Source organism: Massilia sp., assembly GCF_031995545.1.
Classification (GTDB): domain Bacteria; phylum Pseudomonadota; class Gammaproteobacteria; order Burkholderiales; family Burkholderiaceae_D; genus Telluria.
Genome location: NZ_DAMAGA010000006.1, coordinates 50,809 through 68,108 on the forward strand (window position 1 = coordinate 50,809; position 17,300 = coordinate 68,108).

The window sequence follows — 17,300 nt, forward strand, 5'->3', positions numbered from 1 at the left end:
CGCCGCGCCGGGTACGCCGTCAGTGCCCGCCCGCACCGTTCGGCGTCGCCGTGGTTGTACCGCGTTCGAGCAGCTGCGCGCACAGCCGCGCGATATCGTGCTCGCCGCCGGGGCGCCGGGCCTGGCGCGCCGCTTCTCCCAGCGCGCAGTCGACGATGTGGCAGCCCAGCGCGCGATAGCTCTCGAACTGCGCTTCGTCGAACCACTGGTCGGCGATGCTTTCGTGCGGATAGTCGGGATGCAGCCGCCGGTAATTGAGCAGGTCCGCATTCTCGCTGCCGACGATCGCCGGCTTGATGTACAGAATCACGCCATCGGTCGCGCCGCGGTCGGCCAGGCTGTAGCGGATCCGTCCTGCCGCGCAGCTGGCGCCGCACAGGCCGTTGGACGCCGCGTCCAGGCGCGATACGTCGAGATCGATCCGCACGTGCAAGTCGGTGCCGCAGCGGCGGATGGTGTTGCCCAGGTCTTCGAACGCCAGCTGGCGGTCGCTGCCGACGTCGAGCGCGATCACCAGCTTGCAGCGGCGCCGCACCAGTTCATAGATGCCGAGATTGTCGAAGTGGCCGCCGTCCGACAGGTGCACGTAGCCGGCGTCGGCATCGGCCTGTCCGAAAAGTTCGGCCAGCAGGCTGAACAGGCCGATCGGCGGTGAGGCGCTGGTCCAGGTGTTGCGCTGCGGATTCGGGCACCAGCGCCCGAGCCGCACGTTGAACATCGTCATCAGAAAGTTCAGCGGCGCCGACGAGTGCGCCCCCATATTGGGGCTGGCTGCCGCGCCAGAGAGCGCCACCGCCATGCCGAGGCGCACGCCGGTGTCGTCATCGCTGCCGCCCACGCCTGCGCGTGAGGCGTATTCATCGGTGGGACGATAGCAGCCCGAGTTCACGCCCGGCGCCGAGGACAGCTCGTAGCCACACCAGCGCGGCGTGAACGCGAACGAGGCGGTGCGCCGGGTCTGCCACGCCAGCTCTTCGCCGCCGACGAAATTCAGCGAGGTATTCACGATCGGGTAGGGGCGCTGGTAGCGCAGGTCGGACAGCAGCACGTCGTCGGCCGGATCGAAGCCGGTGAACGGATGCGGCCGGCGCGCGCGGTTGCTGGCCCCGAAAAAGGCGCGCACGATGCGATTGCGGTAGAGCATGTAGAGCGAGAACTTGTTGATGTCCACGCGCCAGCCGAGCAGCAGGGCGGCGCCGAGGAAGCCGGCGAAGGCCAGCGCCAGCGTGCTGCCGTCGGTGGCCAGCGTGGCGCGCGCATGCGCTTCATACACGCAAGCCAGCGCGTTGCCCGGACAATGTACGGAGGGCAGCGCCACCACCGCCTGCACCAGGCTGCTGAGCAGGGCCACGATGCCGAGCGTGAATACATACGGCGCCAGCCGCGCCGCCAGATCCAGCCTGGCGGACGATGCCGTGCGCGCGCCGCCGCCGGCGCCGGTGCCAGTACCAGTGCCGCTGCCGGCCTTCAGGCCGAACGCCGTCATCGCCAGCCAGCCGGCCAGCGTGCCCAGGTTCGACCACGGCGCATAGGTCAGCCAGGCCCAGTGCAGCAGCGGCGCGCAGAAGAAGCTGACGCCGTACACCGCCAGCCAGCCCAGCGCCAGGATGGTGGCCCAGGCGCCTTGCCGGCTCCACCACTCGCGACTGGCGTCGCTGTACAGGCGGCCGATCAGGCCGATCATCAGGGTCATGGTGGCACCGAACAGCGCCATCATCAGCGGCATGCCGAAGCTGGCCAGGGCGATGGCGTTGTTGAATACCGGATGGGTGGCAGGATCGGGCAGCAGCGCCAGCCCGGTGAGCAGCAGCACGGTGCCGAGCGTGAGCGCGCCCATCGCACAGATAAAGTGCGAAAAACCTTCGCCCACTTCGGCGCGGGTCAGGTCGCGCAGCGGCGGGCTGGCGCGCATGCGCGTGTGCAGCGCCAGCGCCAGGGCCGTGATCAGCAGCAGGGCCACGGCGCCGCACAGCAGCTGCGACAGGCGCTCGCCATTGACCGCGCCGCCGGGCACGATCTCGGGTGCGAAGGCGCGACCGCTTTCCACCAGCAGCAGCGCCACCGCCGCGAAGCCGGCGCCGCAGATCGCATAGCCGGCGCGCCGGTAGTGGCTGGCGCGGTCGTATGCCAGGTACCAGCCGCAGGCCCAGACGATGAAGTACACCACCCCCGGCGCCAGCAGCCAGTAGGGACGGTCCTGCAGCTGCGCCGGCAGCGGCAGGCCGGACCCGAGCGCTCCTAAGGCGCCACCGTGACGCCATAGTCCGACACTGCCGAGAAAACCCGCCAGCAGCAGGGGCAGGTTGATACACCACAGCACCGCGCCCTGTGAAAGGGGAAAACGGCGCAGTCCCTGTGAACTCTCGGGCTTGCTGGAAATCGACAGCGCGATGCAGAACACCGCGAACAGGAACAGCAGCACGCCGGCGATCCAGGCGATGTCGCCCCAGCCGGCCCACGGCCCGCCCGGCGCCACCACCCGGTTCACGGCCCACACCGCGAAGCGCGGCAGCAGCAGCAGGGCGCACATCCAGGCCACCAGCATCGACAGGTTCAGGCCCGTGTTGCGGACATAGGTACCGAGCAGGGTCCAGGTGTCGGCGCTGAACATGCCGCCCTGCGGCGACAGGTAGTTGCTGTGCTGGCGCAGGAAGCGCACCTCGGGCGCTTCGCTGCCGCCGGCACCGGGCGCCAGCAGCGCTTCCACCTTCCCGATATCGCCGCCGTGCGCGTGCAGGCACTTGGACAGCCAGCCGCCGATGAAGCCGCCGCCCGAGACGGTCGAGATGTAATCGATGCGGCGCAGCAGGCCGTGCGCCGCCAGCGCCTGCAGCGCGCCCAGGCCGAAGGTGGCGCTGCGCATGCCGCCGCCGGAGATGGCCAGGCCGGTCAGCATGCCGCCGTGGACCCGGCCGAGCAGGCGCGCGCGGTCGGGCGGCAGGCCGGCGTCGGGATCGTCGCCGGGATCGTCGCCAGGTACGGGACGCAGCATGTCGAGCTCGTCGCGCAGCACTTCGTTGAACAGGACGCCGGCGCCGGCCTCGAGGCAGCGCAGGGTGTCGGCGTCGATGGTGTTCGACGGCGGCAAGCCGTTGCGGCGGCGCAGGGTGGCGAAGGCGTCGGCCAGTTCGCTGATGCTGCGCGCCTGCGGCGGCGGGTGGCAGCCGCAGGCGTCGAGCTTGCGCCGCAGGTCGTCGACCTGGGACGGCGTCAGGTGGGAATGATCGCTGGGCAGCATGTGCGCCTCCTGCAAGGGGCGCGGCCGGGACGGACGGGGCCGCCCGGTCAGTTCAGCACGGTTCGTGCGCGCCTGCCAGCGGGCGCATCAAGCGCGGATTTGATGCGGATTCAGGCCTTGTCGGCTTTGCTGCGTGCGGTGCGGCGGCCGGTGGCGGCGTTGCCGTTGGGGGCGCCGCCGCCGGAGGGGGCATCCTGGCCAGTGTTGGTGGCAGGGCCGGATTCCGGTGCGCCGCCCGACACGTCGAGCGGCGAGCCGCCAGCCTGCGACGGCGAAGGCGACCCGGCACCGGGCTTGTCCGGACCGGCGCCGCCCTCGGCCGGCATGGCACTGGCGACCGCCTGACGGAACTGATCCTGCAGCAGGTTCCACCAGGCGACGGCGGCCGGCATGCCGGCATGCGGCGCTTCGGCGCCGGGCTGCGGGTTGGCCTGCGCACCTTTGGGGTCGGTTTGCGATGCGGATTGCGTATCGGACGGCGCCGATCCAGGCTTGTTCGCCTGAGGGGCAGCGGGCGCGCTCTTCGCCGCCGATTGCGCCGCCTGGCTGAAGAATTGCGCAAACGGCGCCATCGCCGCATCGCTGGCGGCGCCGGTCTGGTTCATCGCCTGCGCCATGCTGTCGCCCATGGCGCGCAGCGTGGCCAGGGTGCCGCGCTGGATCTCGAGCGCCTGGATCGTGCCGCGCAGCATGCCCAGGTTCAGGTTGAGCCAGGCCTCGACCGCCTTCAGGTCGGTGATCTTCTTGTCCAGCTCGTCCACCGACAGGGGAGGCGCGGGCATCCCCGGCATGCCCGGCATCACGCCCGGGATCTGCATGCCGCCCCACAGGTTTTTCACGAATTCCAGTGTATCGGTCATTCCAGGCATGGGCGGCTTGAGCATGATGGGGTCTCCGTTGTTGGTGCGGCTAGCCTATCAGATAAGCCGCACCTGGAACAACATGCTTCAGCCCTGTACGGCTTGACGCCGCATCAGGCGCAGCGCGGCGCCACCCAGCAGGCATGCCACCAGCAGCAACCCCAGGTCGACACCGGCCACCACGCCGGTGCCTCCATGCAGCAGGGACGCGGCACCGGCGCCGGCCAGCGGAAGGCCGGCGCACAGGATGGCACCCAGGCCCAGTTGGGCGATCCACATGGCGCGCCCCGGATGCAGCAGCGCGGCGCCGGCCAGTACGCCCCAGGCGATGAAGAAGCCATCGACTTCGGCCGTGGCGCGCTGCGGCAGGCCGGCGGGCAGCAGGCGATTGAGCCACAGGTAGAACGCGATCGCGGCCGGCAGCGCCGCCACCGTGGCGATGTTCAGGCCCGAGGCCAGGCGCAGCCCGGCCGGCGCGGTGCTGGCGCGCCCGGCTTTGGCTGTCCACAGCAGCACGCCGGTGGCGACCAGTGCGCACGCGCCCAGGCCCAGCACGAACAGGATGGCGCGCAGGGGCGGCGTGGCGAAGTGCGCCACGTGCAGTCCGACCAGCGCGGTGCGCACCAGTCCGGCCGTCCCCGCGCCCAGGTCGTGGCGCGCCAGCAGGCGGCCGTCGGTGGCGTCGAATACCAGCGTGTCGCGCGCGTTCGACAGCCGTCCCTGCTCGTCGCGCTGCAGCACGTAACGCGCCGCGGCGTCGTGCGGCCTTTGCACCGTCAGGCGCGCGGTAGCGGCCCCGTCCCACAGGCGCGCGGCCTGGGCCAGCAGCGGCCCGGGATCGGCCAGCGGCGCCGGCCGGCCGGCCGCCGGCACCAGCGGCAAGGCCTGCGGCAGCGCCTGCGCGAAATAGGCGTTGCGTCCTTCGGGATAGGCGGCGTCGATCGCCCATGGCATGGTCAGGAACATCAGGGTCACCAGGCCGCTGTAGCAGATCATCGCGTGATAGGGCAGGGCCAGCACGCCGAAGGCGTTATGGGCGTCGAGCCACGAACGCGGTCCTTTGCCGGGACGGAACGTGAAGAAGTCGGCGAACAGGCGCCGGTGCGCGATCACGCCGCTGACGATCGCCACCAGCATCGCCAGTGCGGCGATGCTCACGATCCAGCGCCCCCAGCGCACCGGCATGTAGTGCAGCGTGAAGTGGAACACCGCGAAAAAGGCGCCGCCCTCGGTGGCACGCGCGGCCGGCAGCAACTGTCCGGCGCCGTCCAGCCAGGCGCTGTCGAAGGCGCCGCCGGGCCGGCCCGCGGCCGGCGCCAGGCGCACGCCGTCCGGACTGGTCCAGCGGATCGCCGTGAGCGGCTGGCGCGGTGCGGGCAGGTCGACGATCCAGCTGTCGGCGCCCGGCGCCAGGCGTTCGAGCCGGGCCAGTGCGGCGCGTGCGGCGCGCTCCTGCGGCGGCGTGTCCAGCACCGCATCGTGCCATTCGGGCTGCATCCACAGCGTCAGCTCGTCGCGGTAGTACGAGGCGGCGCCGGTGATGCAGACCACCAGCAGCAGCCAGCCCGCCAGCAGGCCGCCCCAGGCATGCAGCCAGGCCATGCTGCGGCGCAGACCGCCGTTCGTGGCGCTTGCCATCACAGGTCGGTGCTGAGCGACAGGCGCACGCTGCGGGGAGCGCCCAGTACCAGCACGCCGCGCGAGGCGGACGACCAGTAATCGCGGTTGGCCAGGTTGTCGACGCTGGCTCGCAGGGTGACGTCCTTGCCGCCGATGTTCGCCGCGTAGCGCAGGCCGGCGTCGAAGCGGGTCCACGACGGCGCCGTGCGCGCCGCGCTGTTGGTGGTGTCGATGAACGAGCTGCCGGTGTACACGCCGCGCAGCGTCACGGTCAGGCCTGGCACGTGCAGGTCCCATTCGGCGCCCAGGTTCAGGTTCTTCTTCGGTACCCCGCGCGCACGCCGGCCGTCGGTCAGCCCGCCCTGGGTGTGCAGCAGGCGGGCGTCGATCAGGGCCACGCCGCCCAGCAGGCGCAGGCCGGGCGCCGCCTCGCCGAAGGTGTTCAGCTCGAAGCCGCGGTTGCGCTGCTCGCCGTTGAGTTCGAGCGTGGGCAGGCCACCCGCCACCGGGGCGTCGACCTCCGTCGTGCTCTGCAGCGTGATCTGGTAGACGCTGGCGGTGACGCTCAGGCGCTCGTGTTCGTACTTGACGCCCGATTCGTACTGCTTGCTCGGAAACGGCGGAAATGTCTGATTGCCGTTGGCGTAGTAGACCGGCGACGGCGTCGGGCCGGGAATCAGCGATTCGATGTAGTTGCCGTACACCGACAGCCGCGGCGCGAGCTTGACCACCAGGCCGGCCGCCGGCGTGACCTGGTCCTGGTCGTAGCGGAAGCTCTGGCGCAGCTCGCGCGTGGCGGCGTTGCGTGCATAGCTGCGGTTGTCGACGTCCTGCTTGCGCGCGCCGACCATCAGGAACACGCTGTCGTCCCACATGCTCATGGTGTCGGTGACGGCCAGCGAGGAGCGTCCATAGCGGTTGAGCATGTCGACATCGGTCGACAGGCCCTGGGTGTCGCGGTACGGCTGGCGCAGCGGCGCATACAGGTTCGACGGCACCACGGCGCCGACGATCGACGCCGCCTGGCCGCGCCGCGCCACCGAATGGTTGCCCGCGAGCGTGACGCGGTGCTTGACCGCACCGGTGGCGAAGCCGCCGCGCAGCGACAGGTCGGTGCTGCGGTTGGTGCTGCGCCCCGGGATGAACTGGGCCCAGCCCGACAGGTCACCGTTGACGTTGGAGATGGTGTGGACGGTGAGCAGGTAGACTTCGTTCGACAGGCTCTGGCCGTGCGAGGCGGCCAGTGTCCAGCCGGGAGCCAGGTCGTACTCGGCGCCCAGTGCCAGGTAGCGGTTGTCCGATTCGAAGGTTTCCCATGGCTGCTTGAAGTTGGTCGAGGCCTTGGGCGGACGCGGGATCGGCACCGAGGAACCGATGCGCGAGGCGGCCAGGCCGCCGGTCAGCTTCTTTTCCTGGTAGCCGCCGTCGAGCGTCAGACGCAGGCGCTGGCCGCGCCAGTCGAGCGCCAGCGCGCCGACACTGGTGCGGTTGTTGGTCTGGTCCACCGCGCCGTCGCCCTTGCGCTGCGACAGGTTGACGCGCGCGCCGAACTGCCCGCCGTCGCCGAAGCGGCGTCCGGCGTCCAGGTGCAGGCCCAGCTGCGACCTGGTGTAGTGGCTGGCGGTCAGGCGCGTCAGGGGCGTGTCGCCGGCGCGCTTGAGCACATAGTTGACCGAGCCGCCGGTGGAGGCGCCCCACGGGCTGATGCTGTTGATCAGCGCGCTCGGGCCCTTGAGCACCTCGACCCGCTCGACCGCCTCCAGCACGTGGCCGCGGTTGTCGGCCAGGCCGCCCATGCCGTTGATCGTCACTTCGCGTCCCCACAACTCGAAGCCGCGCACCATCACGATGTCGCCTTCGCTGTCGATCGGCGAACTGGAACGCACCGAGGGGTCGTTTTCCAGCACGTCCATCAGGCCGCGCGCCTGCTGGTCTTCGATCAGCTGCGAGGTATAGCTGGTGATGTTGAAGGGCGCTTCCATCACGCCGACCTCGCCCAGGATGCCCAGGCGCGCCGCGCGCGCGACCTGGCCGCCGGGGGCCAGGGCGTCGTCCCGGTTGGCGCTGCCGGTGACGTGCACCGCCGGCAGGGGACCGTATTGCACCGGCGCCTGCTGCGCTGCGCCGCTTGCGGACGCGGCGGTGGCGGAACGGCGCAGCGACCAGTCGCCGTTCGGCTGGCGCACCGCTTCCAGGCCGCTGCCGGCCAGCAGGCGCGCCAGGCCGCCGTCGACCGTGTGGCGGCCCTGCAGGCCCGGGCTGTCGATGCCGTCGGTGAGCGCCGGCGCGAACGACAGCGTGATGCCGGCGGCGCGGCCGAAGCGGTTCAGCGCTTGCTCGAGCGTACCGGCGCCGATAGTGTACTGGCGCGCGGCCTCGCCCTGGGCCAGGGCCGGCGCCGGCAACGCGATGGCAGCCGCGCCGATGGCGGCCGGCGCGGCCAGCGTGGCCAGGGTCCTGACGGCAGCAGCAATGGTGGCAACGGCGGAAGGAAGGGGAGTGGTCGGGCGCTTGCGGGCGGCGGCGGGTGGTGCCATGGTCAAGCCTTTCGGAAGAGGGAAGAGAACAGCTTTCTTCCTATGTCACGCGAAAAGCCGAAACGGACCACCCTGGCGCAATTTTTTTCAGGCCGTGCGCGGCACCAGCCGGATGCGTGCGATGCCGCGCCCCAAAAAGCCGGGCCTGGCCTCGATCCCGAGGTCGAGTGCCGCGGCGACGGTCTGCAGCACGCGGCGCACGTCGTCCAGGCGGTAGCTACCCGACACGCGCCGGCTGGCCAGCGCCGGCGCGCAATCGAGCGCGATGCTGCCGTAGCGCTCCAGCTCCGCCAGGAAAGCGCGCAAGCCCTGGCTGCGCGCGATCAGGTAGCCGTCGACCCAGGCCACGCTGTCCTCGTCGGCCGCCTGGGGCAGCGTCATGCCGGCCCGGCTCACGAAAGCCTGCTCGCCGGCCTGCAGCCAACGCGCGGCGCCGTCGCCGGCTGCACGCACTTCGGCCGCGCCGGCGAATACGCTGACCTGGGCCGCATGCCGGTGCAGGCGCACCGCGAAACGGGCGCCGGCCGTGTGCACGCTGCCGTGGCGCGTGTCGACCGTCAGCGGCGGCGCGGCGCCGGGGGCGGCGGTCACGAGGATCTCGCCGGCGGCCATGCGCAGCCGGCGCATGGCGCTGTCACGGTCGGCATCGGCATCGGCATCGGCATCGGCGTCGACATCGAGCGCGCTGGCGGTGTTCAGGTCGATGCGGGTGCCGTCGGCAAGCGCCAGCGTGCGGCGCTGGCCGGCGGCGGTGCGTTCGGCCGCGCTCCACTCCTGCCAGGGCGTGCTGTCGCGCACCATCCACGCCGCGCCGCCGGCGAACAGGGCCACGGCCAGGGTCTTGACCGCCTGGCGCCGGCGCTCGGGATGCTCGGGCGTGGCGCGCGGCGCGAGCAGGGCGGCAATGGCCGGCTGCGGTGCTCCCACCGCATGCAGCCTGGCGTTGACGCTCTCGATGCGCTGCCAGGCACGCTCGTGATCGGGATCGGCGGCGCGCCAGCGTTGCCACTCGCGCCGCGCCGCGTCGCCGGCGCCGTCCCCATCTCCGTCTCCATCATGCGCCTCCTGCAGCGCGATCATCCACTCGACGGCGCGCTGCGCCACGTGGGCCGGGATCGGCGCGCTCATGGCATCGCTCCATGGGCGCCGAAGTAGCACTGTCCGGCGGCTTTCACGAGATAGCGCTTGACGGTGGTGACCGAGACCTCGAGCGCCTGCGCGATCTCGGCGTGGCGCATGCCGTCCAGTTGGCTCATCAGGAAGGCACGCTTGACCGCGACCGGCAGGCCGTCGAGCATGCGGTCGATCTCGAGCAGCGTTTCGAGGACGATCGCACGCTCCTCGGGCGATACCGCGCAGGGCTCGGCCTGGGCCGCCAGCGCCTCCAGCCAGGCACGCTCGAGCTGCTGGCGGCGCCAGTGGTTGGCCAGGATGCGCTGGGCCACGGTGGTGAGAAAGGCGCGCGGCTCGCGCGCTGCCACCGGCTCGTCGCGCGCCAGCAGCTGCATGAAGGCATCGTGCGCCAGATCGGCGGCCTGGTGCGCGTCGCCCAGGCGCCGCCGCAGCCAGCCATGCAGCCAGCCGTGGTGGCCACTGTAGAGCAGCGTGATTTCGCGATGGCGAGCGCTGTCGTCGACGGACATGCTCCCTCCTTGATGAGAATAATTCTCATTCAATTATAGCAGCGAATGTCATGACGGCAATATCCGGACGCTGCAGGTCACGCCCAGCCGCGCCGCGCGTCCGGCACTGTCATGCAGCCGCAGGCACAGCCACGCTACACTAGCGGCATGCAAGCCGCACCGAATCTTCCTCCACGCCGCCATTCCTGGCTGTTGATCGCGCTGGTCGTGCTGGTCCACGGGTGGGTGGCACTGGGCCTGGTCGACGCCCGGCTGCCTCTGCCGCACCCGGACGCCGCCGACAGCGGCGCCGCGACCATGGTGGCGCAATTGCTGGAAGCGCCGACCAGGCCCGCGCCGGCGCCGCCGGCGCCGCTGCCGCTGCACGAAGCCAGCCCGCCACCCTTGCCCGAAGTCGCGCCGTTGCCCGCTAGTCCAGAAGCCGCCCAGGCGGCAGTGGCGGGCGACATTACGCCCGATGCCGGATCCGAAGCCGCCTCCGTGCCTGCCGCTGGCGCCGCTATGGCTGCGGTTACGGCACCCGCGCCGGGCGCTGCGCCGGCTTCCCCACCCCGGACCGCTGTCCAGGAAGCGAGCGCGACACCGCCACCGCCGCCGGAACCGGAGCAGCGCCGCTACACCGTCGACATGCCGCCGCCGGCACGCATCACGCTCGACGTCGCGCGTACCGACGCCGACGGCACCCAGTGGTCGGGCGAGGCGCTGCTGGCCTGGCAATCGAATGCGGACACCTACCGCATCCAGGTCGAGGCCGGTATCCGCGTCGTATTTACCCGCGTCAACCTGGTGGTGCTCACCAGCGAAGGCGCGGTGGCGGCGACCGGCTTCGCGCCGATCAAGATGACGGAAAAGCGGCGCGGCCGCTCGCTCACCGCCACCCATTTCGACTGGTCCGGCAACCGCATCACCTTCTCCGGCTCGCAGGCGAATTACCCGCTGCTGCCCGGCGCCCAGGACAAGGCCAGCGTGCCGCTGCAGCTGTCCGCGATCGCACGCGGCGACGCCAGGCAATTGAAGGGAGATATCGACATCCAGGTAGGGGAAGACCGCGACGCCAGCGTCTACCGCTTCCAGGTGGTGGGCCAGGAACAGATCGACACCAGGCTCGGCCGACTGCAAACCTGGCACCTGACGCGCCCGCCGAAACCGGGTTCCTACAAGTCGCGCCTGGACATCTGGCTGGCGCCGGAGCACGGCTGGTATCCGGTGCAGATTCGCAATACCGAGTCGAGTGGAGCAGTAACCACGCAAACAGTGAATAATATCGACTTGAGCCATTCAGGAAATTGATACTGTTATGCATACGAGCAACTTCCAAAAAGCCGGCGCCGGACTGCTGCTGGCCTTCGCCCTGGGCAGCGCATCGGCCCAGTCCGCTCATCCCGCGCATCCTTCCATCAAGCGCGCTTTCGACCTGCCGCCCTCGGCCGACCTGACCTATGACCTGGCGGCGCGCCAGCGCGGCCTGGCCCTGAAGGGCGAAGCGACGGTTACCTGGCGCGCCGGCGACGGCAAGTACAACACGCGCCTGCAGTCGCGCGCCGCCATCCTCGGTACGCTGACCGACGACCGCAGCGAAGGCACGATCGACGCCTACGGCCTGGCACCCGCCGAGTTCTGGGAAAAGCGCATGCGCAAGGACTCGAGCAGCGTCACCTTCGACCGCGAGAGCAAGACCATCCGCTTCCAGGACGGCGAGAAAACCTATCCGCTCAAGGGCGGCGAGCAGGACCGCGTCTCGATCACCTGGCAGCTGGCCGCCGTGGCGCGCGCCGCCGGCGACAAGTTCAAGCCGGGCAGCGAATGGCCGTTCTTCGTTGCCGGACGACGCGATGCCGAAGCCTGGACCTTCAAGGTGGTCAAGCGCGAAAAGGTCAAGACCGGCGTGGGCGAGATCGATGCGGTGATGGTGTCGCGCCAGCCGCTGAAGGATAGCCGCGACCAGAGCATCGATGTCTGGCTGGCCCCAGGCCACGAATGGTATCCGGTCAAGATCCGCTTTACGGAAGGCGACAAGGAAACCATCGAGCAAACCTTGCGCTCGGTAACGAAGCAGTAAGCTCCTGAATGCGACTCCCGGTTGCATTCTTGGCAAGGTAAGTGCTTGCTCCGGGTGTGTCTTTCCTGCAATTCCAGCCCCCGGCGGGGGCTGCCTATCGTTAATTGCCCAGTCTAAACTGTTATACTGACGCCCCCGCGGCACCGCCCGGGCCTGGCCAGCAAGGCAGCGCCCCGTGCAGACCGCGCACGAGACTGGTACCAAGACGATGATCGACCCACTTGCCGGCGCGGCCCTCGCTGCCGACGCCCAGACCGCGACGCAGGATCCGGAACAGCTGGACCCGCTGCAGGCGCACTTCCACGAAGGCATCGCTCCCGACGAGATCGAGCAGGTCTTCCACCTCAAGCGCGCCCAGCCGATGCTGTCGGCGTTCACCGCCCTGTTCCACGGCACCCAGGACGGCGTGCTGGTGCGCCTCCTGGTGCTGCGCGAACTGGCCGGCGACACCGCCAGCTCGGCGTTCTCACGCGCCGACATCAACCAGAAGCTGGCTTACCTGATTCCCGAGAGCCTGGAAACGGTGCTGAACCGCCTGCGCGGCCACGGCCTCTTGGCCTGGGACGCCCCGGCCGCCGTGTACCGCATCACGCCGCTGGCGCGCAACGTGCTGGCGGCACTGGAAACCCTGCTGGCGCTGGGTAAACCAGAAGACGACGAAGCCGAGATGGGCTTCCTGCTGTCGCAGGTGGCCGGCGCCCAGGCCGTGGGCGGCGTCACCGTCGACCAGCTCAAGCACCTGCTGGGGCGCCTGGTCGAACTGACCGAGGAATTCCGCGACGCCATCGCTTCCGGTTCCGAATTCCGCCTGCGCACCTCGCAGGCCAAGTGGCATATGGCGTGCGACTGGGTCGAGAAGGGTTCCGTGATCCTGCGCGCGATCACCTCGGACGAACGCGCGGACAGCGCCACCCACCGCGCGGCGCAGGCGATCGGCCGCGCGCAAAGCGCCTTGCTGAACATGCAGGGCATGTTCTCGCGCGCCCTGAACCAGATCGAGCGCCAGCGCGTGCACCTGGGCCAGTCGGGTCTCTCTACGACCGACGTCAAGCGCTGGCTGCTGGCGCACGACGACCTGGCTAGCCTGGCCGTGGGCGCGATCGACCGTCCGGTGACGCCGCTGTTCGGCACCCCGGCCGAGATGATCGACGTGGCCGAGACCGAGCTGCTGGCCGAGCGCGTGATCTCGACCGGCCCCAAAGGCCTGCCGAGCGGCCAGGATGCGCCGCTGACGGTCAACGACAACCCGGCCATGATGGTCGAGCTGAACGACTGGATCAACAAGCTGGCCGACTTCGCCAACCTGGGCAACTTCCCCGAATTCTCCGAAGTCGGCCCGCGCAAGGTTCAATTGCACGAGTCCCTGCTGCCGGCCAGCTTCGCCGTGGCGTCGTACCGCGCCTCGATGCTGCCGCTCTTGGGCGACGCCGCCGAAGCCAGCCTGCAGGGCGCGACCGCCGACCTGGCGCGCCTGCCTTTGAGCTTCGAAGCGCAGGACGACATGATCGCGCTGGACGACCCGGAAGTGGCGGCCATGTCGATCGCCACGCTTTCCATCAATCTCGACTTAACCGACACCGGCACGACCAAATGAATGACGATGCACAAATCCTGATCGCGCGCCTGCTCACGCACCAGACCCTGCGCCGCGACGACAAGATGGTCAAGCGCGCGCTGTCGGACGACCAGTTCCGCGCCGAAGTCGACAAGCGCCTGCTGGAGTCGGGCCTGAAGCTGCTCGACAACGTCTATGCCGACCACGTCACCATCGCGCTGCACCGCAACGTCGAGCCGAAGATCTTCGGCGCCAAGGACATCTGGCAGAACAATAATTTCGGCCTGACGCGCGACGGCGTGGCCTTGCTGGTGGTGCTGTGGGCGCAGATCATTCTCCCGAAGCGCGAGCGCCAGGAGACCCACACCACCGTGATCGACGACCAATCGGACATGTTCGACAAGGACACGCCGATCCCGCGCGCCGAAGACACCTCGATCGGCATTTCGTACACCGCGCTGCTGTCGGACTTCGGCGACAAGCTTGGCAAGAAGACGCGCATGGACATGAACCTGGGCGTGCTGTCGAAACTCGGCTTCATCGAACGGCGCGGCGACGTGATCCTGGAAGGCCCGCTGCTGGACCTGATGATGGACACCGACGTGCTCAAGGAACGCATCATCAACGGCGCGCTGTCCGAAGTGTTCAAGCGCGCGCCGATCGCCGCCGCGCCGCGCAAGGCCGCGGCAAACGATGCCCCTGAATCGGAAGCCGCCAACGACGCAGTTGCCGACACCGCCGACAGCGCCGACACCCCAGACACCACGAATTGAGATAGCCGATGTTCCACATTAAATCACTCGAACTGGTCCACTGGGATTACTGGCAGCGGATCAAGAACATCCCGCTCGACGCCAAGATCATCACCATCGCCGGCCAGAACGGCTCGGGCAAGACCACGCTGCTGGATGCGATGCGCACCCTGTTCGGCCTCGATTGCTCGATGGGGCGCACCTATAAACACTATGCGCGCCACTCGGGCCAGCAGAGCGCCTGGCTGCGCGCGGTGGTCGACAACAAGCCGATCGGGCGCCAGCTGTCGAACCGTCCGTTCCGCCATTCCGGCTTCTTCGCCGACGACGAAGTGACGCTGTTCTGCCAGGTGCAGAAGAACGGCGGCGACTGGAAGCGCCAGTACCTGATGCGGCCGGGGAACGTCGAGATCGAGGAAGTCACCGAAGCCACCGACTGGCTCGGCGTGGAGAACTATCGCAAGCGCCTGGCGTCGGCCGGCCTGTCGCCGGCGATGTCGAAAGTGCTGGCGCTGGAGCAGGGCGAGACCGACAAGCTGTGCGAATACGCGCCGCGTCAGTTGCTGGATCTGGTGTTCCAGGTGTTCGGCGACAAGGAAGTGCTGGACGCCTACGACGAAGCCAAGCGCCATCAGCGCGACACCGAGACGGAACTGAAACGCTTCGAAGCCGAACTGGAAACCTCGCGCATCAACCTGGAAGGTCTGCGCCTGCGCGTGGCCAACTACCACCAGTGGTCCGACCTGCACAAGGAAAAGGCGGCGCTGCGCGAAGAAGTGCTGCCGGCGCTGGAATATCACGAAGCGCGCGAGAAGGCGCAGGCCAACAGCCGCAACCTGCGCGAAGCAAGGAAGCCCCTGCAGCAGGCCGACAGCCAGCTGGCCGAGAAGCGTAGCCAGCTCGCCGCGCAGCAGCGCGCGCTGACCGAAGCGCAGAAGCTGGAAACGGAACTGGAGCAGGAAAATACCGAACTGGCCAAGCGCCTGGGCGAAGTCAACACGCGCCTGAAGCCTCTGGAAAGCCTGCTGGAACAGCGCGACCGCCTGCAGAAGCTGTCGGCCGATGCCGGCGCCGACATCGCCGAAGTGGCCAAGCAGCTGGAAGAAAGAGAAGCCGAGCTGGCGCGCCAGAAGAGCGCGCGCGAATCGATCTCGACGAAAATTGCCGGCGAGCTGGCGACCATCTCGGCACTGCAGGGCAAGAGCGCGATGCCGGAACCGGAAGCACAGCGCCTGATGCGCCGCGCGCTGCGCGACGAAGGCATCGCCCACGCCATGCTGTCGGATATCGTCGAAGTCACCGACCCCAAGTGGCAGGGTGCGGTCGAGGGTGTGCTGGGCGGCTACGCCTCGGTGGTGCTGCTGGAGAACGCGAAAGATGCGCCGGCGGCCTACCGCCTGGCCGAGAAGGAACGCTATCGCCACTTCATCGTGCCGGACTGCGTCAGCGCGCCGGTGGTGAAGGACGACAGCCTGCTGTCGGTGGTGCGCTTCTCCAGTAAAGCGCCGGGCTGGCTGATCGACCAGCTGGAACGCATCGAGCGCGTTGACTCGGTCGACGACGGCTTCAAGAGCCGCGCCGAGGAATGGATCACGCCGGACGCCTACCACCGCGAACGCCGCGGCGGCCGCTCGCTGTTCGTCGAGCCGTCGCGCTACCGCTTCGGCGCCGCTGGTAAAACCCAGCGTCTGGAAGCAATCCAGAAATCGCTGCCGGCGCTGGAACAGAAGGAAGACGCGCTGACGCTGGCGATCTCGAAACTGGCGGCCGAAGTGGGCGGCCTGAAGGCGCGCATCGCCGGCGTCGACGCGGCCAAAGAACTGTCGGCGCGGCAGGCCGAGTTCGAGGAAGCGGCGCGCGCGATCGCACCGCTCAAGACCGAGCGCCTGGAAGTCGGCGCGCGTCTGGGCGAGCTGCAGACCCTGAGCAAGAACGCCACCGTGAACCGCACCCGCGCCGACACCGTATGGCAGAACGCGCGCATGTCGCTGTCCGAAGCCGAAGCCGGCATGCGCCTGAACCACCGCCGCCAGATCGACCAGCGCAGCGAGCACGCCAAGGCGCTGCTCGACCTGCGCCGGAGCTGGCGGTCGGTCCCGGCCAACTGGAAGAATCCGGACTGGCGCGGTGACCTGGTGGCCAAGCACCAGAACGCGCACCAGGTCAACCTGCGTCTGGGTTCGCTCGAGCAATCGCTGACGCGCGAAGACTGGGAACTGGATGCGACCGTGATCGACCAGTACCAGCGCCTGAACGACCAGCTGGACAGCCGCCAGACCGAGACCGAGGAACGCCGCTACCAGAACAACCGCGCGATCGAAGCCACCGGCAACGCGCGCGGGGCGTACATCGAACGCCTGCGCTACACGATCAAGGCCTACACCAAGAACATCAAGGAGTTGGGAGCCTTGGCCGGTATCGACGTCCAGGCCGACCCGGTGCGCCTGGAGAACGACGACGTGCAGCTGGCGCAGGCCGGCCTGCACGTGCGCTTCAAGTTCGACGGCAAGGACCAGATCGGGATGAACGACGGCGAGGCGTCGGGCGGCCAGCAGGTGATGAAGTCGCTGGTGCTGTTGATTGGCTTGCTGAAGTCGGAAGAAGGCTCGGGCGGCTTCGTGTTCATCGACGAACCGTTCGCCCACCTGGACATCCGCAACATCCAGCTGGTCGGCGAGTTCCTGAAGAACACCGACGCCCAGTACCTGATGACGACGCCGCTGACGCACAATACCGACGTCTACGACCCTTCGGAACTGACGCTCATCACGAGCAAGAAGAAGAAGGACATGCAGTGGGCGCAGCCGATTTTCGTGCTGCAGCGTCGCAAGGAAGCGGAGAAGGCGGCAGCTTGATTGTGGTTGGCTACAAAGGAGAAGGGACCCGGATGGGTCCCTTTTTTCATGTGCGCAGCTGTGGTTTAACAGTGCTGGTGCGCTGCGAACTTGGGTCCCCGCCTTCGCGGGGATGACGTTGGTTTAGGGCGGTGGAATAATCGACAGCCCGACTTCGATTACGTACGTTCGAACGTCATCC

At 69.0% G+C, this 17,300-nt stretch carries 11 protein-coding genes; 5 read left to right on the forward strand and 6 right to left on the reverse strand.

Features of this window, described 5'->3' with window-relative positions:
* Positions 1-19: 19 nt before the first annotated feature.
* From RTQ83_RS06710 to RTQ83_RS06735, 6 genes are all read right to left on the reverse strand, one after another.
* Positions 20-3,238, reverse strand: coding sequence for a patatin-like phospholipase family protein (locus RTQ83_RS06710; protein ID WP_312512443.1), 3,219 nt, complete (start codon positions 3,236-3,238; stop codon positions 20-22).
* 110 nt (positions 3,239-3,348) lie between these two features.
* Complete coding sequence (locus RTQ83_RS06715) at positions 3,349-4,122, reverse strand: PhaM family polyhydroxyalkanoate granule multifunctional regulatory protein (protein ID WP_312512445.1); 774 nt, start codon at positions 4,120-4,122, stop codon at positions 3,349-3,351.
* Positions 4,123-4,185: 63 nt separating this feature from the next.
* Positions 4,186-5,736: a PepSY-associated TM helix domain-containing protein gene (locus RTQ83_RS06720; protein ID WP_312512447.1), complete on the reverse strand. Its 1,551-nt coding sequence runs from the start codon at positions 5,734-5,736 to the stop codon at positions 4,186-4,188.
* Entirely contained in the window at positions 5,736-8,255 is a 2,520-nt protein-coding gene (locus tag RTQ83_RS06725; RefSeq protein WP_312512449.1) for a TonB-dependent receptor, read from the reverse strand. The genes RTQ83_RS06720 and RTQ83_RS06725 overlap by 1 nt, the downstream gene beginning before the upstream one ends.
* Positions 8,256-8,342: 87 nt before the next feature.
* On the reverse strand, positions 8,343-9,383 hold the full coding sequence (locus RTQ83_RS06730) for a FecR family protein (protein WP_312512451.1): 1,041 nt from the start codon (positions 9,381-9,383) through the stop codon (positions 8,343-8,345).
* The gene (locus RTQ83_RS06735) at positions 9,380-9,898 is read right to left on the reverse strand and encodes a sigma-70 family RNA polymerase sigma factor (RefSeq protein ID WP_312512453.1); all 519 of its coding nucleotides are present in this window, start codon (positions 9,896-9,898) and stop codon (positions 9,380-9,382) included. Before RTQ83_RS06735 ends, RTQ83_RS06730 begins: the two co-directional genes overlap by 4 nt.
* 111 nt (positions 9,899-10,009) lie before the next feature.
* On the opposite strand from RTQ83_RS06735, the gene RTQ83_RS06740 reads away from it, so the two are divergent.
* The 5 genes from RTQ83_RS06740 (at position 10,010) to RTQ83_RS06760 (ending at position 17,119) form a co-directional block, all read left to right on the forward strand.
* Positions 10,010-11,188: a DUF3108 domain-containing protein gene (locus tag RTQ83_RS06740; RefSeq protein WP_312512455.1), complete on the forward strand. Its 1,179-nt coding sequence runs from the start codon at positions 10,010-10,012 to the stop codon at positions 11,186-11,188.
* Between the two features lie 7 nt (positions 11,189-11,195).
* On the forward strand, positions 11,196-11,957 hold the full coding sequence (locus RTQ83_RS06745; protein WP_312512457.1) for a DUF3108 domain-containing protein: 762 nt from the start codon (positions 11,196-11,198) through the stop codon (positions 11,955-11,957).
* Positions 11,958-12,165: 208 nt separating this feature from the next.
* Positions 12,166-13,551: a hypothetical protein gene (locus tag RTQ83_RS06750; RefSeq protein ID WP_312512459.1), complete on the forward strand. Its 1,386-nt coding sequence runs from the start codon at positions 12,166-12,168 to the stop codon at positions 13,549-13,551.
* On the forward strand, positions 13,548-14,285 hold the full coding sequence (locus RTQ83_RS06755; RefSeq protein WP_312512461.1) for a hypothetical protein: 738 nt from the start codon (positions 13,548-13,550) through the stop codon (positions 14,283-14,285). Before RTQ83_RS06750 ends, RTQ83_RS06755 begins: the two co-directional genes overlap by 4 nt.
* A gap of 8 nt (positions 14,286-14,293) precedes the next feature.
* Entirely contained in the window at positions 14,294-17,119 is a 2,826-nt protein-coding gene (locus tag RTQ83_RS06760) for an ATP-binding protein (protein WP_312512463.1), read from the forward strand.
* The last annotated feature ends 181 nt before the right edge of the window (positions 17,120-17,300 follow it).